The sequence below is a fragment of the Vibrio zhugei genome (assembly GCF_003716875.1).
GTDB lineage: Bacteria > Pseudomonadota > Gammaproteobacteria > Enterobacterales > Vibrionaceae > Vibrio > Vibrio zhugei.
Genome location: NZ_CP033077.1, coordinates 879,576 through 899,517, shown reverse-complemented (window position 1 = coordinate 899,517; position 19,942 = coordinate 879,576). Strand labels below are relative to the sequence as shown.

The 19,942-nt window shown below is 45.4% G+C and carries 13 protein-coding genes and 1 pseudogene; 1 reads left to right on the top strand and 13 read right to left on the bottom strand.

Annotation, left to right across the window (positions count from 1 at the left end; genetic code table 11):
- Window positions 1-53: 53 nt before the first annotated feature.
- The 3 genes from EAE30_RS04080 to EAE30_RS18980 are packed head-to-tail and all read right to left on the bottom strand — an operon-like array spanning window position 54 to window position 2,211.
- Window positions 54-395, bottom strand: coding sequence for a hypothetical protein (locus EAE30_RS04080; RefSeq protein WP_123014795.1), 342 nt, complete (start codon window positions 393-395; stop codon window positions 54-56).
- Window positions 395-1,378, bottom strand: a complete 984-nt coding sequence (locus tag EAE30_RS18985) for an RHS repeat-associated core domain-containing protein (protein ID WP_241967537.1) — start codon at window positions 1,376-1,378, stop codon at window positions 395-397. The genes EAE30_RS04080 and EAE30_RS18985 overlap by 1 nt, the downstream gene beginning before the upstream one ends.
- Window positions 1,324-2,211 carry a hypothetical protein gene (locus EAE30_RS18980; RefSeq protein ID WP_241967536.1) on the bottom strand — a complete coding sequence of 296 codons (888 nt, stop codon included), beginning with the start codon at window positions 2,209-2,211 and terminating at the stop codon, window positions 1,324-1,326. Before EAE30_RS18980 ends, EAE30_RS18985 begins: the two co-directional genes overlap by 55 nt.
- Window positions 2,212-2,796: 585 nt before the next feature.
- On the opposite strand from EAE30_RS18980, the gene EAE30_RS04070 reads away from it, so the two are divergent.
- A complete protein-coding gene (locus EAE30_RS04070; RefSeq protein ID WP_123014135.1) occupies window positions 2,797-3,744 on the top strand; it encodes an IS30 family transposase in 948 nt (315 codons plus the stop codon).
- A 57-nt stretch (window positions 3,745-3,801) separates the two neighbouring features.
- On the opposite strand, the gene EAE30_RS04065 is transcribed toward EAE30_RS04070, so the two are convergent.
- The 10 genes and pseudogenes from EAE30_RS04065 to tssM all read right to left on the bottom strand — a co-directional run bounded on the left by EAE30_RS04065 (window position 3,802) and on the right by tssM (window position 19,936).
- The gene (locus EAE30_RS04065) at window positions 3,802-4,104 is read right to left on the bottom strand and encodes a hypothetical protein (RefSeq protein WP_123014794.1); all 303 of its coding nucleotides are present in this window, start codon (window positions 4,102-4,104) and stop codon (window positions 3,802-3,804) included.
- A gap of 3 nt (window positions 4,105-4,107) precedes the next feature.
- Window positions 4,108-5,964 (bottom strand): RHS repeat-associated core domain-containing protein, encoded by a 1,857-nt coding sequence (locus EAE30_RS04060; RefSeq protein ID WP_261809186.1) that lies wholly within the window; start codon window positions 5,962-5,964, stop codon window positions 4,108-4,110.
- 154 nt (window positions 5,965-6,118) lie between these two features.
- Window positions 6,119-6,475: pseudogene (locus EAE30_RS04055) on the bottom strand (contractile injection system protein, VgrG/Pvc8 family); the annotation flags it as partial.
- A gap of 267 nt (window positions 6,476-6,742) precedes the next feature.
- On the bottom strand, window positions 6,743-7,132 hold the full coding sequence (locus tag EAE30_RS04050) for a hypothetical protein (protein ID WP_123014792.1): 390 nt from the start codon (window positions 7,130-7,132) through the stop codon (window positions 6,743-6,745).
- Window position 7,133: 1 nt separating this feature from the next.
- Window positions 7,134-10,985, bottom strand: a complete 3,852-nt coding sequence (locus tag EAE30_RS04045) for an RHS repeat-associated core domain-containing protein (protein WP_123014791.1) — start codon at window positions 10,983-10,985, stop codon at window positions 7,134-7,136.
- Window positions 10,978-11,997, bottom strand: coding sequence for a Rhs family protein (locus EAE30_RS04040; protein WP_241967534.1), 1,020 nt, complete (start codon window positions 11,995-11,997; stop codon window positions 10,978-10,980). The genes EAE30_RS04045 and EAE30_RS04040 overlap by 8 nt, the downstream gene beginning before the upstream one ends.
- Window positions 11,994-12,716 (bottom strand): DUF4123 domain-containing protein, encoded by a 723-nt coding sequence (locus tag EAE30_RS04035; protein WP_123014790.1) that lies wholly within the window; start codon window positions 12,714-12,716, stop codon window positions 11,994-11,996. Before EAE30_RS04035 ends, EAE30_RS04040 begins: the two co-directional genes overlap by 4 nt.
- Window positions 12,704-14,776: a type VI secretion system Vgr family protein gene (locus EAE30_RS04030; protein WP_123014789.1), complete on the bottom strand. Its 2,073-nt coding sequence runs from the start codon at window positions 14,774-14,776 to the stop codon at window positions 12,704-12,706. The genes EAE30_RS04035 and EAE30_RS04030 overlap by 13 nt, the downstream gene beginning before the upstream one ends.
- A 274-nt stretch (window positions 14,777-15,050) precedes the next feature.
- Window positions 15,051-16,343, bottom strand: a complete 1,293-nt coding sequence (locus EAE30_RS04025) for a type VI secretion system ImpA family N-terminal domain-containing protein (RefSeq protein WP_123014788.1) — start codon at window positions 16,341-16,343, stop codon at window positions 15,051-15,053.
- Between the two features lie 50 nt (window positions 16,344-16,393).
- Window positions 16,394-19,936 (bottom strand): type VI secretion system membrane subunit TssM, encoded by a 3,543-nt coding sequence (tssM, locus tag EAE30_RS04020; RefSeq protein WP_123014787.1) that lies wholly within the window; start codon window positions 19,934-19,936, stop codon window positions 16,394-16,396.
- Window positions 19,937-19,942: the final 6 nt, after the last annotated feature.

The window sequence follows — 19,942 nt, the reverse complement described above, 5'->3', positions numbered from 1 at the left end:
TAGCAGGCAGACCAGATGCTAAATGCTCTTCATTGAAATGATGAGCATAAAAATTATTCATATTTATCTTCAGATTCATCCAGTATATTTATCAGTTCTTCTCTAGATATTCTATTATCATCATTAATCTTGCCTTCCCAATCTTCTTCTGAGGATATTTCAACGATATACAACTCCACACCAATAGAATCAAAATATCTAAGAATACTACGAATTTTCTTTGCAACTTCCGAGTAATCGTTTAAGAATAATTCTGCTGTAAAGAAAACACCTTCATAACCATAACCTAATGTCTTTTTAGCTGCGACTAATGACATACCTAAAGTCTTATGCAGAAATTTTGCAGCGTCAATATTATCCAATGGCTTACTAACTGATATAGATATTTTAGACATTAAAACTCCTCCTTTACATTAACATTCAATGGTTTCCCACTCGTTTCATTTCTAAAGTTTCCACCGTGCCAACGATATAAATGCTCATATTTTGTTGCCGGATACAAATTCAGAGGATTATCCGCTAGATGAGGATAAGATAAAGCATTATATCGATGGTGCGCTTCCATTGTATTACCCTCAAATTTAGGTTTTTTGCCATTTAATATAGCTTCTGTTTGAGCCTCATCCCACTTCCTAGTTCCCGGTTGACCGTTTTTAAGTCTTTTCTTTTCTGATCTCCAAAATCTATCAACACCACGATTACGCCTGTTACTAAAACGTCTATCCCAATCATAATGCTGATATTCTCGTTGAGAAACGGTCCGTTGTTCAATCTTATTCTTTATTACCTTGCGTTGTGATGCACTTAAAGGTTGATAAGGTGTAGAATAACTATTTAAATCGGGCAAACTAGGTTCACCAGACAAATCTATACCTTCATCAGAAGTAGCAGAATGGCCAGGACAGTTACCGACCTCTCTCGCCAACCCCAGCGGATCCACCCATCCCGTCGGATTCGGCACATATTGGTAGTTATTTAATCCACCGGCAAGGCCAATGGGATCGATGGTGATGAAACGCCCTGCATGGGGATTATAGTACCGATGGCGGTTGTAATGTAACCCCGTTTCCGCATCAAAATACTGGCCCTGGAAGCGCAGTGGGCTGTCGATTTCCGCAACGGTTTTCTTAAACACATTACCATAAGCGCGATATTGTACCGACCAAACCGTGTCGCCTTGTGGGGTGGTAATATCTAAGGGCGTGCCGATTTGGTCAAGATGGTAGTGATACACCTTCGCATCTTGACCTTCGCCTTCTAGCAGCGCCAACGGGCGGAAGGTGCCGGGCTCATACACATAGCTTTGATACTCCTCGCTGTTGGTCATTTCCGCGATGAGATTATCGCCTTGCCATAAAAACTCGGTGATTGTTTCCACACCGGTTTTGTCCACCACTCGTTTTTCGATACGGCGACCAAAGGCATCGTGGCCTTGATTAAGCGATGCTGGCAATCGTATTCGTAGTGCGTGACTAAGCTTTGCTGTTTGCCGCGGCTTTCTTTGATTAACCGGCCAAATTCATCGTATTCGTAGTGGCTATCGCCATGGATTGTCAGTTGGTTGCCCGGCGCATGCTCAAATAGCTCACTGTTTTTCAGGTTGAGGTGATTCGGTATGAGGTTACCTGTCGCATCGTGCGTGAACTGCTCATCCAAATTGCCCCGCACCGCGGTTAGCCGAGACAGTGGGTCATAATCATAAAACGTGTCGCCGCGCTGCTTATCCGCGATGTGGGTTAGGTTGCCCGCCCCATCATACGCATATTGGCGGCGCTGCTTTTCACGCCCTTGCACCATTTGCGATTGGTTCACGAGGCGGCCTTGGTCGTCATAGTTAAAATGACTTTTGAGCGCGCCTTGATTACGCATCATTTCCAAGCCATTTTGGAAGATATGTTGCGTTAGTACGGCATCATTGAGATGTATCGCTCTTAACACGCCGCCTTTGGCGCGTTGATAAGACAAGACATTGGTATCCGGGAGTTGCCATTGGCTCAGCAGCCCTAGCTCGTCGTATTCATAGGATTTCGACGTGCCGTTGGCGCGCTTGAGATACACCAAACGCTCGGCTTTGTCCCATTGGTATTCGGTAACCCCACCAACAGACGATTGCTCGTAAATCACTCGGCCAGAAATATCATGGCGGTAACGGGTCGTTGAGCCATCGGGTAACGTTTCGCCAATCAGCATCCCTAAGCGGTTCCACGACAATATATGCTCACTACCGTCTGGGGGATTTGACAGTCGATAAGTTACCTTGCTCGTTTAACAGTAGGTGTTCTTGTTAAATTTATTGCTCAATAAGATAAAGCCATTCTTGGTAGGTATGTCTTTTATTCATATCACATCTCCTTTGGGACTTGAGATGTGATCATCGAGTGGGCAAAGCCTGATTAAAATGTGGGGTTTGTGGGGCGCTTATAATTCTAATTTTCTAGTTGTCATTGTTCACCTCGTTAGTAGTTGTACTCACTTAACTCAGTGTCCAAAACTGCTATATCAGATCAAAAAATGCCCGCTCTCCGGTTTAACTAGATAAATCAGCGCACGGGCATTTCCTCTAGACGTAACATGATACAAAGCACTTGCGTACTCAATCCGTAATGGTCGACTCATCTTTTCTTATCGACTACTGTGTATAAGATAAATGAAGTCCATCACAGCTAGTTAGGCAAAAGGCAAGACTTTACCCCCGATTTCAGATAATAAGTGCGACATTCATGGAAATATGTAGAAGAGGAAGCCAACTGCTGAAAGTGGTACGCTCTTCTCGCCAAAGAAACAAGCAGTACTACCATGAATTATCAACAGTTGACCGAAGGCAGAAGATACCAGATTTCTGCTCTTTTGGAACGGGGAATTTCGGTTCCTGAAATAGCTAAAACAGTTCAGTGCCACCGCTCGACGGTATACCGTGAGCTTAAACGCGGTCGGAAGGGAGAGCATTATTGCCCTAACGAAGCCCAGATGTCGTCTACCAAAAAGCGCAAAACAGCACGTAAATACCGAATACCAAAGGAACGTGTCGATTTTATCCGCCTTCTTTTAGAAACAGATTGGAGTCCAGAGCAGATTTCTAATGTATTAACGAAAATTGGTGCATCTGTCAGTCATGAGTGGATCTATCGCTTTGTTGCTCAAGATAAACGCTTGGGCGGTAAGTTATATCGTCACTTGAGACAAGGTCATAAGCGGTATCGCCGAGGTAAACAAGAGAAAGCTCCAGCGATAAAAAATGCCGTTTCGATTGATGATAGACCAAGCATCGTTGACAGTAAGGAGCGGTTTGGTGACTGGGAAATCGACACTGTGCTAGGTAAGCATGGTACAGGTGCAATGGTGACTATTTTAGAGCGTAAGACTCGATTTTACGTGGTAAAGAAAGTGCCATCTAAGTCAGCGGATGATGTCACCAAAGCGACAATAGAGCTACTGAAGCCCTATAAGAAACATGTCCATACCATTACGGCAGATAACGGGCGAGAGTTTGCAGGTCATGAAACCATCGCAAAAGAATTAAAGGCTGATGTGTACTTTGCTCATCCGTACAGTTCTTGGGAGCGTGGTGCTAATGAGAATGCGAACGGTCTTTTAAGGCAATATGTGAAGAAAGGAACCGATCTAACGACAGTGACGGACATCGATATAGAGTTCGCTTTATCGCGGATAAATTACCGTCCGAGAAAGTGTTTAGGCTTCAAGCAGGCAGCCATTATATTTGAGGAGATGGCTTTAGCTTCTTGATATTGGAGAGTGTCGCACTTCGCAGTTGAATTCGGGCCTTATTATTGTATGAACATTTTATTTTTCGGATATATCATTTTCACACTCCCAAAAAGAAACACTTTCCATAGCTCTCTCAATATCATCCATATCATCGTCACCTAGGCTTCTATCAAATTTCTCAGAAATAACAGCTCTAATCGTCGCCAAGTCTTCACTGACACCACATTGATCAATAAATCGACATGTCGCTAATGAATAATCCATCTCAGACTTATCTCTATAGTGAGACCCAATATTATGTAAAGAAATAAGGATCTTCTCTATTCTTTGTAAAATATCAATTGCCTCATCACCTCTTAAGATAATTTTATCATTCATAGCTTACTTTCTCTTAGTCACTTTTTCATTACTTAGTAAAACATCACCTTTAATAGTGAGTTCTAGCGTTCCGTACCTAGGGTTCTTCACCCATTCTAACATCGATGTGGGAACATCAGTTTCAATATAATCCCTACCTCTTCCTTGTTTAATTTGATATTTTTTCTCAGCTTTAACTTGATTTAACGCTTTCTTATTTGCCAATTCGACATATACACGATTATTGTCTTGAGCTCTAATAACACCTTCTTGTTCAATACTTTTAGAACCCTTTCTGTTAGTGTAATGCCTTACTCTAGTAGTCTCAGTTTGGGCAATTGAAACTTCAGGATTATCCACATCATCTGATTTCGAATCCTGTTGTCCTGATGGTTTCTTACATGGTCCCTTACCAGGAATATGAGTCAACCCCAACGGATCCACCCATCCCGTTGGGTTCGGCACATACTGGTAGTTATTCAAACCACCGGCAAGCCCAATGGGGTCGATGGTGATAAAGCGTCCTGCACTCGGATTATAATACCGATGACGGTTGTAATGTAACCCCGTTTCCGCATCAAAATATTGACCTTGGAAGCGCAGTGGGCTGTCGATTTCCGCGATGGTTTTCTTAAACACGTTACCATAAGCGCGATATTGTACCGACCAAACCGTGTCGCCTTGTGGGGTGGTAATATCGAGCGGAGTCCCGATTTGGTCAAGATGATAGTGATACACCTTCGCATCTTGACCTTCGCCTTTTAGCAGTGCCAGCGGGCGGAATGTACCGGGCTCATACACATAGCTTTGATACTGCTCGCTGTTGGTCATTTCCGCGATAAGATTATCGCCTTGCCAGAGAAACTCGGTGGTGGTTTCCACGCCGGTTTTATCAATGACGCGCTTTTCAATACGGCGACCAAACGCATCATAGCGATAGTGCGCTTCGCTGCCATTCGGCATCACCGCATGAATTAAGCGGTGCTGGCAATCGTACTCATAGTGCGTGACTAAGCGTTGCTGTTTGCCGCGACTTTCTTTAATTAAACGGCCGAACTCATCGTATTCGTAGTGGCTATCACCATGAATGTGCAGTTGATTGCCCGGTGCATGCTCAAATAGCTCGCTGTTTTGCCGGTTGATGTGATTCGGTATGAGGTTACTGGTCGCATCGTGCGTGAACTGCTCATCCAAATTGCCTCGCACTGCGGTTAGGCGAGACAGTGGGTCATAGTCATAAAACGTCTCACCGCGCTGCTTATCGGTGATGTGCGTCAGATTGCCCGCGCCATCATACGCGTATTGGCGGCGCTGCTTTTCACGCCCTTGCACCATGTGTGATTGATTGACGAGGCGGCCTTGGTCGTCATAGTTAAAATGACTTTTAAGCGCGCCTTGATTACGCATCATTTCCAAGCCATTTTGGAAGATATGCTGAGTCAATACCGCATCATTGAGATGTATCGCTCTTAACACACCGCCTTTGGCACGCTGATACGACAAGACATTGGTATCCGGCAGTTGCCATTGGCTCAGCAGCCCTAGCGCATCGTATTCATAGTACTGCGACGACCAACCCGCATGCGATTCAATCACACGGTCCATGATGTCATAACGCCACGCTAACGGCGTTTCACCGTCATCAACCGATGTGAGGTTGCCGTTCGCATCGTATTGATACTCTATTTTTGAACCATCCGGCAGCGTTTTTACCAGCAACCGACCGAGCGCATCACGCTCAAAGGTGGTTTCAAGCTCAGTGCCACTGGTGCCGGTTTCCACTTTACTGAGCAGTTGACCGTTTAGGTCATAGGTGTACGCAAGGCTCCGGCCGTCAAACGTGGTTTCTTTACTGACTAACCCGTTCGGGAAATAATCAATGTGATAGGTTTCACCCCGTTCGTTGGTAATGTCACTAATGAAGTTCTTTAAATTATCGTAACGATAGCTAAGGCTAGTTCCGTCTGGATTAATGACTCGGCTGACAAGGTGACTATTCTCGCCATACTCATAGGATGTTTTATTACATGCCCTACTCCTGCATAATAATCGAGAGGATTTCAGGGACGGTCTTTAACTGAAAAATACGGCTGTTCTGGCGCAGTGATAAGCGCTCTAACGCTAGGACAAGCGTCAGTGAGTAGAACGTAAAGTTGTGGCCAATGTCTTTTTGGCCAAAATGACGAACGATACCGTGCACACGCTGGACCAACTCGTTGTTTCGATAAAACGTCAGCTCTGCGGTTTTATCGATCAGTTGTTCTGGTGTGAACGTTGATTGGCGACTTGCCAGTTCCAAAGCATAACGAAAGCCAATACAAGCGTCACCTTGCACGCCGTCGTCAGAGAGGGATTCAAGCCCTTCAAAACTGTGAACGCGAAGCGCGTCATCGAGAAATGATGGATAAAGTACCCGTCATCACATTAATGCGAACGACAATATCGATCTACAGCTACTTTATGCTGGGATATTAAATATTTGCAAAAAAACGGACAGTGCCATCCAGAGTTAGAGTCTGCCACTGTCTCAATTGGCGATCCACATTGAAGCTCGTTTAGATATTTAGTCATAATTAGCTGGCAAAAATTTCTGAACGCCTTAGTGTTTTCTTTAAAAATAAAAACGGCTTTCTCAAGAAAGCCGTGATAAATAATTTAATTAAAAAGATATAAAATCAAATAGTTTTCTAAAATAAAAATCAACTTCTGGATATTTATTAAGAAGCTCCTCAGATTCTTTCCTACTAAGACCAAAATCTTCAATTATTACTGTATTTCTTTTATATGATATACCATACAATGCATTTTCAGCTTTATCATCAAAAGGCCAAATAGGATCAAAACCAATTATGCTGAAAATATCTGCTAAAGGTCCATCAAAATCAAGTAAGTCAAAAATATACGACGGAATATCATCCACATCAGATTCTCGTATGATGTTTTCTAACCACACTTTAAACTCATCTAAAGTAAGGCACTGACAAAACAAACATGAAACTGCGAATGCAATATCTTTATCATCATCTTCTTTCAAATGATAGTTAACCATTTTATTTCCCCTTTGACATTGACTCACCACCAATGTGCCCTGTTTTACTATGTATCCTGTGAGGAACTAATTGCATTCTACCCCAATCCTGGTGGTGGTGCCAAGTAACCCCTGGTATCTTACTTTTACCTGCATTTATAGCCTCTAGCTGTGTAGAACTAAATCTTGATTTAGGAATATGACCATTCTCTATAGATTCTTTCAAATCAATAGATGCTGCTTTCATCTGCTGTGTATAAGAAAGATCGTTAAATTTACTTGTTGGTATACGTGTATCATAAACACTATAGTCATCAAATATGGGATAACCTTTAAGATCATAAGGGACACCAGTAACAGGATGTCTCTTACTTGCCCATTTTACATTTTTACCAGATACAGGTGGTACAGTTGTTGATATAACATTTTCTGAACCATATTTTTTTTCTAACCCATCTCTTATTGCTCGAGAGTTATAAGGAACACTCCCTCCACAAACACAATCACCCTCAACACTCGCCAACCCCAACGGATCCACCCATCCCGTTGGGTTCGGCACATACTGGTAGTTATTTAAACCACCGGCAAGTCCAATGGGGTCGATGGTGATAAAGCGCCCTGCACTCGGATTATAATACCGATGACGGTTGTAATGTAACCCCGTTTCCGCATCAAAATACTGACCTTGGAAGCGCAGTGGGCTGTCGATTTCCGCAACGGTTTTCTTAAACACATTCCCATAGGCGCGATACTGCACCGACCAAACCGTGTCACCTTGTGGGGTGGTAATATCCAGCGGCGTCCCGATTTGGTCTAGATGGTAGTGATACACCTCAGCACCTTGACCTTCGCCTTTTAGTAGCGCCAGCGGGCGGAAGGTACCGGGCTCATACACATAGCTTTGATACTGCTCGCTGTTGGTCATTTCCGCGATGAGATTATCGCCTTGCCATAAAAACTCGGTGATAGTTTCCACACCGGTTTTGTCCATCACTCGTTTTTCGATACGGCGACCAAAGGCATCGTAGCGGTAATGCGCTTGGCTGCCATCGGGCATCGTGGCCTTGATTAAGCGATGCTGGCAATCGTACTCATAGTGCGTGACTAAGCGTTGCTGTTTGCCGCGGCTCTCTTTAATTAAACGGCCGAACTCATCGTATTCGTAGTGGCTATCACCATGAATTTGCAGTTGGTTACCCGGCGCATGCTCAAATAGTTCACTGTTTTTCAGGTTGAGGTGATTCGGTATGAGGTTACTGGTCGCATCGTGCGTAAATTGCTCATCCAAATTGCCACGTACCGCGGTTAACCGAGACAGTGGGTCGTAATCATAAAACGTGTCGCCGCGCTGCTTATCGGTGATGTGCGTCAGGTTGCCCGCGCCATCATACGCGTATTGGCGGCGCTGCTTTTCACGCCCTTGCACCATGTGCGATTGATTAACGAGGCGGCCTTGGTCGTCATAGTTGAAATGACTTTTAAGCTCACCTTGATTGCGCATCACTTCCAGCCCATTTTGGTAGATGTGCTGCGTTAATACTTCGTCATTGAGATGTATCGCTCTTAACACGCCGCCTTTGGCACGCTGATACGACAAGACATTGCTATCCGGCAGTTGCCATTGACTCAGCAGCCCTAGCTCGTCATATTCATAGAATTGTGATGACCACCCCGCGTGCGATTCAATCACGCGATCCATAATGTCATAGCGCCACGCTAACGGCGTTTCACCATCATCGACCGACGTAAGATTGCCATTTTGATCGTATTGATACTCTATTTTTGACCCATCAGGCAGCGTTTTAACCAGTAAGCGCCCAAGCGCATCACGCTCAAACGTCGTTTCAAGCTCAGTGCCGTTGGTGCCAGTTTCCACTTTACTTAAAAGCTGACCGTTGAGGTCATAGGTGTACGCCAAGCTCCGCCCATCAAAGGTGGTTTCTTTACTCACTAAGCCATTGGAATGGTAATCAATGTGATAGGTTTCACCGCGTTCGTTGGTAATGTCACTAACGAAGTTTTTCACATTGTCATAGCGGTAGCGCAAGCTCGTGCCATCGGCGTGGATCACTCGGCTCACAAGATGGCTGTTGTCACCGTACTGATACTCGGTTTTATGGCCTTTTTCATCCACTACGCTGGTGACTTTACCGTAAGCGTTATACGTAAAAGACTGCGACGTGCCATTGGCGCGTTTAAGGTAGATCAGGCGATCAGCTTTGTCCCATTGGTATTCGGTAACCCCACCAACAGACGATTGCTCGTAAATCACTCGGCCAGAAATATCATGGCGGTAACGGGTCGTTGAGCCATCGGGCAACGTTTCGCCAATCAGCATCCCTAAACGGTTCCACGACAGCGTATGCTCACTGCCATCTGGGTACGTAATTTTTGATAGGTTGCCTTGCTCGTTATAGGTATACAGCGTGGTGTGACCCGCCGGATCTTTTTTCTCGGTTAAATCGCCTTCGTAGTTATGGAAAAAGCGCCACTTGGCTTTACCCTTAGTGACTTTAAAAATCTTGCCTTGTAAATAACTAAACTGGGTAACGTTGCCTTCGGGATCGGTGGTTGAAGCTCTAAATCCCGCCTCATCATAGGTATGCAAGGTTTCATTACCTAAAGGATCGACGTCTCTAACAAGGTTACCGGACTCATCATATTCTTGTACACGTTGCGCACCATCCGGATCCGTTGTACTCAGCAGTTTGGCGTTATCATCATGTTGATAAGCGGCACTGCTGCCATCCGGATAGACAACCTCGACACTGTGTTCGTCATCGTTCCAGTTGTACTGAGCATCATACCCAGTATTACTCCAGTGCCGGACACAGCGAACATCTTTACCTTCGTTTTCCCACTGCCAATAAAACTCGATACCGCCAGCCATACGACGCAATGTGATCACATGTTCGCGATCGTAGGTGTAATCTTCCCCTTCATTCGCTTCATTGCGATCAGACACCAAATGACCGACGTCATCATAGTGATAACGATGTAACACTCGTTCGGTATGCCATTGACGTTGACCAGCATCATCATCGGAAAAAGTGCGTAATTCAATGCCGCTAATGGCATCGTGCTGATAGTCTAACCACAAGGCAATCCCTGCAGGATTGATTACCGCCTGCGGACGCTTAAAACGATCGCGCATAATCACTAACACATTGCCATAGTTATCAGAAATTTTGCTAAGATAGCCCGTATCGCCCTTACGCTCAAAGTGCAGAAAGTCACTACCGGGGGCGGCTAAAATGTACTCATTAGGTTTATCACCTAAAAATACCGCAGCCCCCCCTAGCAAGTTATAAATCGCTGGGCGCGTGGTACTTGGCTCAGGTAAGGCGACCGTCGCGTTCTCATCATTACGCCAATGAACTTGCCCGCCAGCAAAGGTTAATTGATGCGATAAGCTATGACTCCAGCCATAACCTAATCCATCATTCAATTCGACAGCGGACGTACGATAAGTACGCTTGAAAGTGAAATTAATCACACTCGGTAAGGATACGTCCTCTATCGACAATAACTCTTCGCCAGTGACCATTGAAACAGGACAACCGTCTGTACACGTATTTTTCTCAGACTGGGTAGAGTCCCCATTGTGATTTTTCGCAGGTGTATTCTCTTGATCGCGAGATTGCTTCTCTGTGATTTCTGTGTGCGATTGACCCTTGCGTTTTTGCGCGCTAGCCCCTTCTTGCGTCACATCATTCACACGCTGAGATTTCTTTTGACTCCTGTTAAAATCGCCCTTCCCGGATGTCGATAATTTTTTTATTAACGCAATATTGTCGTCCGCATCTTTTTGAACGATTTTAACGATGTTTTCTATTTTCCCTAATACAGCGACTGCTTTTGCATGCCTAGCCATTTGTACTACCCTCTATTTGTCCAGCAACCGACGCTGTATCTCTTAATCGATTAACATTTTTCAAAATGGCTCCACCCGGAATCACGACCATCAAAATCACTTCAACGAGGATGGACGCTAAACTGGTTGAAAGAAAGTTCAATATCTGTAAAGGGCTCAAAAGCTTTATCCAACAATACACGGCTTTAACACATAAAAAACAACGCGCTTCATCTTGCAGTAACATCAGCATTTTCGCAGCTTCTTCTTTCGACTCTTGAAGTTTTTGTGCAATAAGCTCAGGGTTATCCATATACTTACCCAGTAAATCGGCTAATTGTGACGGGTGAGAAAGTAGATGAAACAAGTCAGAAATATCATCCCAAGCGCGAAGTAATTCTTGCACCATGTTATGCAAGAACCGCTCAACTTGCTCGCTTACATCAATATCACCTGTGATATAGTCTTTCCATTCAGCACGCTGAGTTGACTTCCACTCTTGCTCTAGCCAATTCATTAAGTTCGTTAAGGTAGAATCATAGGAATTCATCAATGCTTTAACATCATCGTCACTGACATCCGGGTGAAAGGTAATGTCGAGCTTTTTACCGCCATAGACCTCAAGATCAAGTTCGAGCAGGGCACAACCGGTTTCATCAATGGTACCTGTCATCTCCGTGCCCGGGATGTCGTTGTAGCCGTAGTAATCACCTTTTTCAACCGCCACGATGGTAAAATCGGTATTACCAATAGGGATAAAAGTTTCCGCCTCAAAACAGTGCACTAACGTTAATTTTCCATCAAGCGGACAAGACACCATATTGGCTTCAATTTCTTTATCATCAATATCAGCTGATTGCTCTTCACCGTTAACGATCACTTTCTGATCCATATCAAGCGCCCAGCCATAGAGCCAATTCGACGCTTCTTCTTGATACTGCTTAATGGATCCTTCAAAGTCTGCTTTAATCGCGGCAAATTTTTCATCGAGCGACTGTTCGATTTGCTGATCTTGAGTCATAGCTTCATTCATCGATAAACCTCTCGGTGAAATGCTTGATATAGATAGTGATTAAGAGATATATCAGGGTTTGTCTTTTTAAAACGTTGAACTAAATGGGTTGTTTTCGCTTTGACGATCGGTTCCGGGTACGCGAAGTACAGATCCGCACATTCTTCTTTTAGCCACTGCAAACTGTTCATGATCAGCATGGATAAATCGTCTTCCGTTAGCGCTTTAACCACACTCTCTGGCACGCTCCACCATGGAAATTCTTGTTTGCTGGTCTCTTTCACCTCGGTGTTGTGCACGGCATCATGGCCGTTTGTCCACACCGCCATCGGCCCCATGAGCTGGCTGCGTTCGCTGTCGTCACACAGCTCGGCGACTTTCAGCCCAAAGCGCGGGTCAAAAAAGCGGAAGAACACATAATCGCCGTTTGGCATCCACACTTGGGTTAATCCTTGTAAGTGCTCTCGGACTAACGCATAAGGCTGCGCTGCGCCCACCAGCATACCCCAATCGTCAGGCGCCTCATCACTTTGCATCCACGCCAAGAATGGGTGTTTCGCATCCACCGCGGCAATGCGTGGCATCACGGCTTTCCAATCTTCATAAGGCGTGCCAAGCCACAAGCCCAATACATCGTGCCCGCCATGCTCATGAAACGCTTGCAGCACGGGCGTATCACTGGTGGTATTGAGCACCACATACCACTGCAACTGTGGGTTATCCTCGATTATGCTGAGCATGCGCCTTCCTTACATTTTTCACATTCTTCACAGAACGGCGCCGCCGATTTCATGGTGGCCACCTGTGCAGGCGTGAGAATGGGTTTCGGATCCGCGGGCGGCGCGTCCACTTTCCCCGGCTGAATCGCGCGCTTGCCCGCATACGCGGAGCCCGAGCTCGCACTGCCCCCCGCGTTTAACGTCACGGTTGGGCCTGATAAGGCAACGCCTGCACTATCAATTTTCACAAAGCTTCCACCTGTGGTGAGGGTCAGCTCAGCGCCGGCTTCGACCACTAATTTCGCGCCCGCTTTCAGTGAAATTTCTTGTCCCGCATCGACCGCCAATAAGTTTCCGACTTTATATTGGTTTTGCGCTTCGGCTCCCGTGATCGTGCCCACTTCTTCAAAGCAATCTTTATTCACCGAGCTGCGGTTTTCACCCATGATGGTGGTGTGCTGATTTTTACCAATCTTAGTAAAACTGTCATGATCCACCGTATTGTGCTTATCATGATGGATCATCTCAGTGTGATCGTTATTGACAATCGCTTCGTAATCTTTTTGGGCGTGTAAGTATATCTTTTCACTGTCCGCCTGATCTTCAAAACTCAGCTCGTTATAGCCTTCACCTTGGTGAGTGGCGGTGCGCATCACGGTTTTGGTTTTGTTGTCCGGCAGTGGATACGGCGTGGTATTGGTTGCATGATAGGTACGCCCCGTGATAATCGGCTGATCGGGGTCACCATTCAAAAAGGTGACAATCACTTCGTGCCCAATACGTGGCAATGCTATCATGCCATATTGGCTGCCTGCCCATCCTTGTGATACGCGAACCCAACATGAGCTTTGCTCATCGCTGTTTGAATAGCGATCCCAAGGAAAATGGACTTTCACTCGCCCATACTTGTCACAGAAAATCTCTTCGCCTTCAGGCCCCACAACGACCCCGATCATCGGGCCATCGACTTGAGGTTTCGGCTGGGGTTTCGCCTGCCAAGTGACCGCCGCAGGGACGAGTGTAAATTGGTTCGCATACAGCGTTGCACCCCCCCCCGCATCTTCCTCTAGGGCCTGAGGCTGCTTACCTTGATGACGAATCGCCACCACTAAGTAGTCACCGTTAACATCGTCATTAAGATGCTCACTTAAAGTAAATTGATAACCAGCGCGTAACTTCGGTTGATTACTCTTACCCTGAGCCGTGCGTGCGTTGCGGCGCAAATACTCGGTACGAATTTTGGTAAACGCTTCGCCTGTGGCATCGTCTTTAAAGCGGCCGGGAAAATCAAAATGCTCATATTGGGTCTGTTGATAATCCATCTCCACACCATCAGCATGTTGTGGGAAGGTATAGGTCGGTTTTTTAAAGCTGTAATCTTCCAGTGTGGTGGTGCTGACGCCCATGCGAGTATCCACGCTCAAGCGAGAAATATACGGCACATCCACTGTCCCTCCAGATAAGGAGTTATACGCAATATTGCCATTGATCTTCGGTAAGCTTTCTGTGCTATCGGTAAACAACACCGTGTGCTTGCCTTCTTCGTGGATAAAGCTATAAATCAAGCCTTCTTCCGCGGCAAGGCGGTGCAAAAACGCCAAATCGGTTTCTCGATACTGCACACAAAACTCACGCTGCGCACAAGTGCGTTTCACCGAAAACGCATAATCGTTAATGCCCATTTCTTGCAGGATAATCGAGAGGATTTCAGGGACGGTTTTTAACTGAAAAATACGGCTATTTTGACGCAAAGATAAGCACTCTAACGCCGGAACAAGCGTCAAAGAATAGTACGAAAAATGATGCCCAATATCTTTTTGAGCAAAGTGACGAACAATGCCATGCACACGCTGCACTAATTCATTATTGCGATAAAACGTTAATTCTGCCGTTTTATCGATCAGTTGTTCAGGTGTAAAGGTTGATTGGCGGCTTGCCAACTCCAAAGCATAACGAAACCCGATGCAAGCGTCCCCTTGCACGCCATCATCAGAGAGTGACTCAAGTCCTTCAAAACTGTGTACGAGAAGCGCATCGTCTTCGAGCCCTTCGACTTGTAATTTAAAGCCTAACGTTGCCATTCTGCCAATTCCTTCTACCCATCATGGTGGGGGTTTACCCTGCTGTGAATGTGCAGTGGTGATCATGTGTTGAATGTATCGTTCTATGCGCTAAGCCTTGCTGTCAGGGCTTAGTGAATAAAACGCTACCGACGGATTTTTTGCCACGAACCCCAACAACGAGCAAGGTCAATGCCAACTAAATCATACGGATAATCAATAAGCTAAATTCACATAAAACATATTAAGGCAAGAAGTTGCTCATTTTGAGCAACTTCTTGCTTCCTGCCACAATTTATTGCCCAATAACTGTGGGCGTTGAGGCATTAACGTTGAGCCTCTGCTGCAGTTGTATCATTTGCCAAGCCAAACTGTTGAGTCGTTGTTTTAACACAACAAACTCTTTATTGGCTTTGTTCATCTCACCTTGTTTTATCAAGGTTTGCACATAATCCACTCGGCCGTACACCGGTGAAAGACTGACGGCGAAATCTTCTAAATCTTGTGTATGCTGCTGTAATGCTCGCAAACGCCCTTTTTTTGCCATTAAAGACACATTCGCCATCAATGTTCGTATTTGACGAAAGCGTTCCACAAAACGCTGAGTTTGCGCAAGTGCCGCCTGCTGGTTTTTATGCAATGTTTCCGCCAATGTCACAACCTGAGGAGACTGCGGATATAAAGTGGTTAAGACTGACATTTGCTGCTGAGCTTGCCATACATGACTGAAAACCGAAGTATGCAAATGACTCTCAATTGACGAGGCATACAAAGGAATAAAGTCCCCTTCCCAGCGAGATAATTGAGCCGCGGAAACTCGATCTTGATAGCGCTGCGCTTGAGCCGATGAGTTCAACAAAGGGACGGATTGCGAGGTTGCATAATCATCCTGATGAAACCAAGGTATTCGTTGATAACCGAACCATGCGGCCACCACCAACGCACCTCCACACAGAAAAGCCGCCACGAGTCGCCAATAATGGCGAGTGCGTGGCACCCAGTTATGTAACGACTGTGTTTCCTTTTCTTCGCGTTTGAGCAGCGTATGGTAGCGGGCTTCTATACGGTCAATGTGTTCAAAAAGTGCGTAACCTAGGCTCTCAAAATCAATCAGTTGCTGTGGCTGCTGCTGTTCCAATAGCTGATGCAAACGCTCACAATACCGCTCAGCACGGTATAAATCGCGGAGCTCTTCATAACTGGGTTTAAGATCTTTAAGCTCTCTAGCCACTCGGCTATTGACCCAGTCAAAAATATCTTTGCGGGCGTTGCATTGTTTGGCACTCGGGCTCAGCTGCATACTTAAATAGGCCGCTAACATTTCGAGCCCATTCGCTAGCCCCGTTAAGCCGCTGACTTTTAAACTGGCCACGGTAAAGTAGCCAGTCATGAGTAAATCAAGGCCGGGTCCCTGTGCCAAACGTTGGCAACAAGCATAAATTTCATCCCAATTAGGACCGCCAGCTAAGGGGTTGAAGCGGCGATTAAGTTGTTCCCGTACTGTTTCGTAATCAGCGAGATCACGAATCTCGTGGGAATCATCGGTAAGATAGTAATAGCGGTTGTCCAGAAAAATCGTATTCTGCATGTGGTGATCGCTCTGAAAAAAGGAGCGAGTTTCCTCGCTCCTTGTTCGGGTTAGTACAAAGATTTCGATAATCTGAAGGACTTAAAGACGCGCTCGGTAAATGGATTCACATTCCCTTCGGCATTAATGCGATAAATCATTTCCCCACCATCAACATCAAATTTGTAATCCACTGATGTTGCGCTGGCAGAAACCACATCGCCGTGGTCTAGCAAACGGAAGAATGCCCATGGACCTTGAATACTCAAGCTACGTGGCGAGACATTACGTTTGGTTGGGACCAGCGTCACTTTAGACACTGCAGAATCACGCAGTGTATTCGGCCAAATAAACTCAACATTTTCACGGGGACCATGACTATAGGTGAGGTACTGACCATCCACATTCATCACACTACGACGTTTATTACCGGTTAGACGCAATGGCTCAACTGAGAAGCTCACATCCAATACCCCTTTACGGTTAAAGAAGGCATCGCGGATGGTCTCCGCTTGTTTGATCTCATCAAGCACTTGTTGACGAACAATGCTCTTACCAGTATCGCCATCCCCTAGATTAACTTTCTCATCAATGAACATTTTCAATTGATTGTTGTAGAAGCTATCTAGCGTGCCACCCGGCGCAAAGAAGGATTCAAAATCTTCCAATGAAACATCTTTACTCGACGCTGGGTTAAATGGATAACGGTTCGCCAATTTCTCTACGTACACACGGTAAACATCGTCGTGCCAGCGAGTTTCAAGGTGTTTGATGGCCGATTGCTTAACTACATACCAACTTTCATCCGCCAATTTACTCATCATGTCATTGAGTGGCTTCGGTAAGCCGGATGCAATACGTTTGAGTGTATAAATTGGATCGGAATTGACCAGTTTTAAGCGAGACTTGGTCGCATCCAGCGCTGCGGCTCCTTCATCAGGCGCATCCTGAATACCTTTCAGGTAATTTTTCAACTCTCCAATCGACGCTAACACTTCTTGGAAGTACGCGGGTTTATCGCCCACAGGTTTCAACATGCTGTTAAGTTCTGAGAACGGCGCAGCAATCATTGAGCCTACTTTATACTTCGAGGTCTTCACTAATTCATCGTTCGCGTCATCATCATCCAGTGATGGATAGATTTCCGTATTGTTGTCTAACGTACGTAGCATACGCTGCAGTGGTTCAACATTGCTGGTAATCTTATCGAGCACGGTGACGGCATCGTTAATATCACTGAAGTATTTCACATCAATTTCATTAAGCGCCGCTCGCCAAGTACTGGTGTAATCGGCAACATACAGTTGGCGAATTCGATCGCGCAGTGCTTGCTTATCTGCTTCGCTAAAGTTCGCCGACTTAGTTTGGCCAAGTACCCAACTGTCGATAAGAGCTAACTGAGAAACCGATTCAGACTTCGGCATGAAGTAATCTTCAAATCCATGCTTGGTCAGCATTTGCGGAATATAGAGTTTGCTGCTGTTAACCGCGCGCTCTTCGAATACCTCATCAAACACTGGGCCAATAAGGCTACGCAAGTTGATAGCAGGACCAAGTACCGTTTGTGCATTAAGCTTCAAGTTACGATACACACGTTGCTCATTAGGCATCGAGCCCAGTTCCTGCTGAACACGCGCAATGGTCTTGTCATAAGGGCGCATAATTTTATCCGCCATTTTGTCACCATGTTGACGATCAGCAGTCAAATCCGTATGCAGCATTGCATAATCTAAATGCTCCAGTAACTCGCTTTGTGTCTCACGTTGACCAGAAAACTGCTTTTGCCAATGCTTAGCAAAGTAATCCACCACATAATCGTTATAGCGACCACTTTTATCTGTCATCATGCGGTAAACACGCAGCATGGCAAGCTTGTCTTCATCGGTTTTGGCATTTTTTAAATCCACCATTACATCAGACATCAGCAAGGGTAGAAAACGCGTTTCCAGCAAGTTTAAGTAAGTTTCTTCCACACGAGGACCAATCGTATGACCTTGGTATAAGCCAAAGTCCGAGACATATTTGGCTTTATCACGGAAGAATCCAAACTCCAAAGTGGCTTGTCGAATTTTATTCAGCGGTTCTAACACTTCACGTTGTGACGCCATACTCGCATTGGTAGGAAACTCATGCTTATACTGGTTCACTTTGGTCAGTACCGCATCAGCATGCTTGATATTCGCGCGATAATATTGCTGCCACGTTCCAATCAACAATACAGAAGCGATACTACACGCCAGTACAGAAAGACCGATTAAGCGACGTTTTTGACGCGTTACTCGGAAGTTATCGGACGCCAATCCTGCTTCTGGATAAATGATGTTAGTAAATAACTTCTGTGTGAAATACACCGTTGAATTTTTGGCATGTTGCGCGCGATTAATCGCATGGGATAAACCATAACGACGAGACGCAGCATCATCAAAGGCATTGGTGGGAACCCCTTGCTGATACACCGAGGTAAAGTAAGCACCACGTACCAGTGCGGACGTCGAAAATTGGTCACTCGCCAACGCTTCTTCAAAGAACTGCGTCAGAATGTCTTTCAAACCAGCCATTTGACGCGTGAAGCTATAAATCGCATTACGCTCTTCTAATGGCATGGTTTCTGATACCGCACTTGGCAATAAGTCATGAATGCGCTCAACAAATTGCGCATAATCGGTGGAGAACTCTGTCAACCAATGATCCAAGTCGTCAATAGAGTCTAACGAGAAGGTAAAGCCTAAGACTTCTTCACGCTCGGTCTTCGAGTAATTTTTGAAGAACGGTTCGAAACCATACAAAAGGTCCAGTTTAGTCAAGGTGATATAAACCGGTAAACGTGTCGATAAGGTTTCCATCAATTCACGTAGACGTGCACGCAACAAGTTTGCGTAAGCTTTACGTTCACTCGCTGTAGCTGTGGTTAATTGTGACACATCCAGTGCCAGCACGATCCCGTTCAAAGGGCGACGGCTACGTGTATCGTCAAGCCACTTCACAAAATGTTGCCATAAACGACGTTCTAATTCGCCATCATTATCACTGTCATGATGACCTTGAGTCAGTAACTCGCCATCGGGATCAATCAAGACAGATTCATCACCAATCCACCAGTCAAACGAATAAGGGTTTTCACTTTTTTTGCCTGATGCACGGCGTACCGATGAAAACAGAAAGTTTTGCCCAGAGCGGTTGATCAGGCTCGTTTTACCCGCATTTTCCAAGCCCATCACCAAATACCATGGCAGTGCGTATAAGTAGTTGTGCTTGTTCAAGTTCTGTTTCATGTCGACCATGACTTGGTCGAGTTCGACTTGTTGGCGCTCTTCGTAAACTTTGATCGGGTCTTCACGCAATTGCTCATCGCGTTTTTGTTGTGCTTCAAACACTCTGAGTTTACGTGCTTGCCATAATCCCCACAGACCAAAACATCCTAGGGTAAACAAACTGCTCGCAATCGCACGCTGTGTGATCGATTCAAGCGGTTTCACACCGTAAATGTCTAGCCATGGTCCCGCCCACCAAATCGCTACATTCAATAAAATGAAGGTAGTGAATAGCAAAATCGGAAAAGCAGAAACCATGCCTGGCTTCAGCTTTTTCGCTATCCCGAAAATATATTTCAACATGGATTA

Bases quoted from the DNA above. Each gene is read 5' to 3' on its own strand.
- EAE30_RS04080 (WP_123014795.1), bottom strand. From the start codon at position 395: ATGTCTAAAATATCTATATCAGTTAGTAAGCCATTGGATAATATTGAC.
- EAE30_RS04030 (WP_123014789.1), bottom strand. From the start codon at position 14,776: ATGGCAACGTTAGGCTTTAAATTACAAGTCGAAGGGCTCGAAGACGAT.
- EAE30_RS04045 (WP_123014791.1), bottom strand. From the start codon at position 10,985: ATGGCTAGGCATGCAAAAGCAGTCGCTGTATTAGGGAAAATAGAAAAC.
- tssM (WP_123014787.1), bottom strand. From the start codon at position 19,936: ATGTTGAAATATATTTTCGGGATAGCGAAAAAGCTGAAGCCAGGCATG.
- EAE30_RS04050 (WP_123014792.1), bottom strand. From the start codon at position 7,132: ATGGTTAACTATCATTTGAAAGAAGATGATGATAAAGATATTGCATTC.
- EAE30_RS04070 (WP_123014135.1), top strand. From the start codon at position 2,797: ATGAATTATCAACAGTTGACCGAAGGCAGAAGATACCAGATTTCTGCT.
- EAE30_RS04025 (WP_123014788.1), bottom strand. From the start codon at position 16,343: ATGCAGAATACGATTTTTCTGGACAACCGCTATTACTATCTTACCGAT.
- EAE30_RS04035 (WP_123014790.1), bottom strand. From the start codon at position 12,716: ATGCTCAGCATAATCGAGGATAACCCACAGTTGCAGTGGTATGTGGTG.
- EAE30_RS04040 (WP_241967534.1), bottom strand. From the start codon at position 11,997: ATGAATGAAGCTATGACTCAAGATCAGCAAATCGAACAGTCGCTCGAT.
- EAE30_RS04065 (WP_123014794.1), bottom strand. From the start codon at position 4,104: ATGAATGATAAAATTATCTTAAGAGGTGATGAGGCAATTGATATTTTA.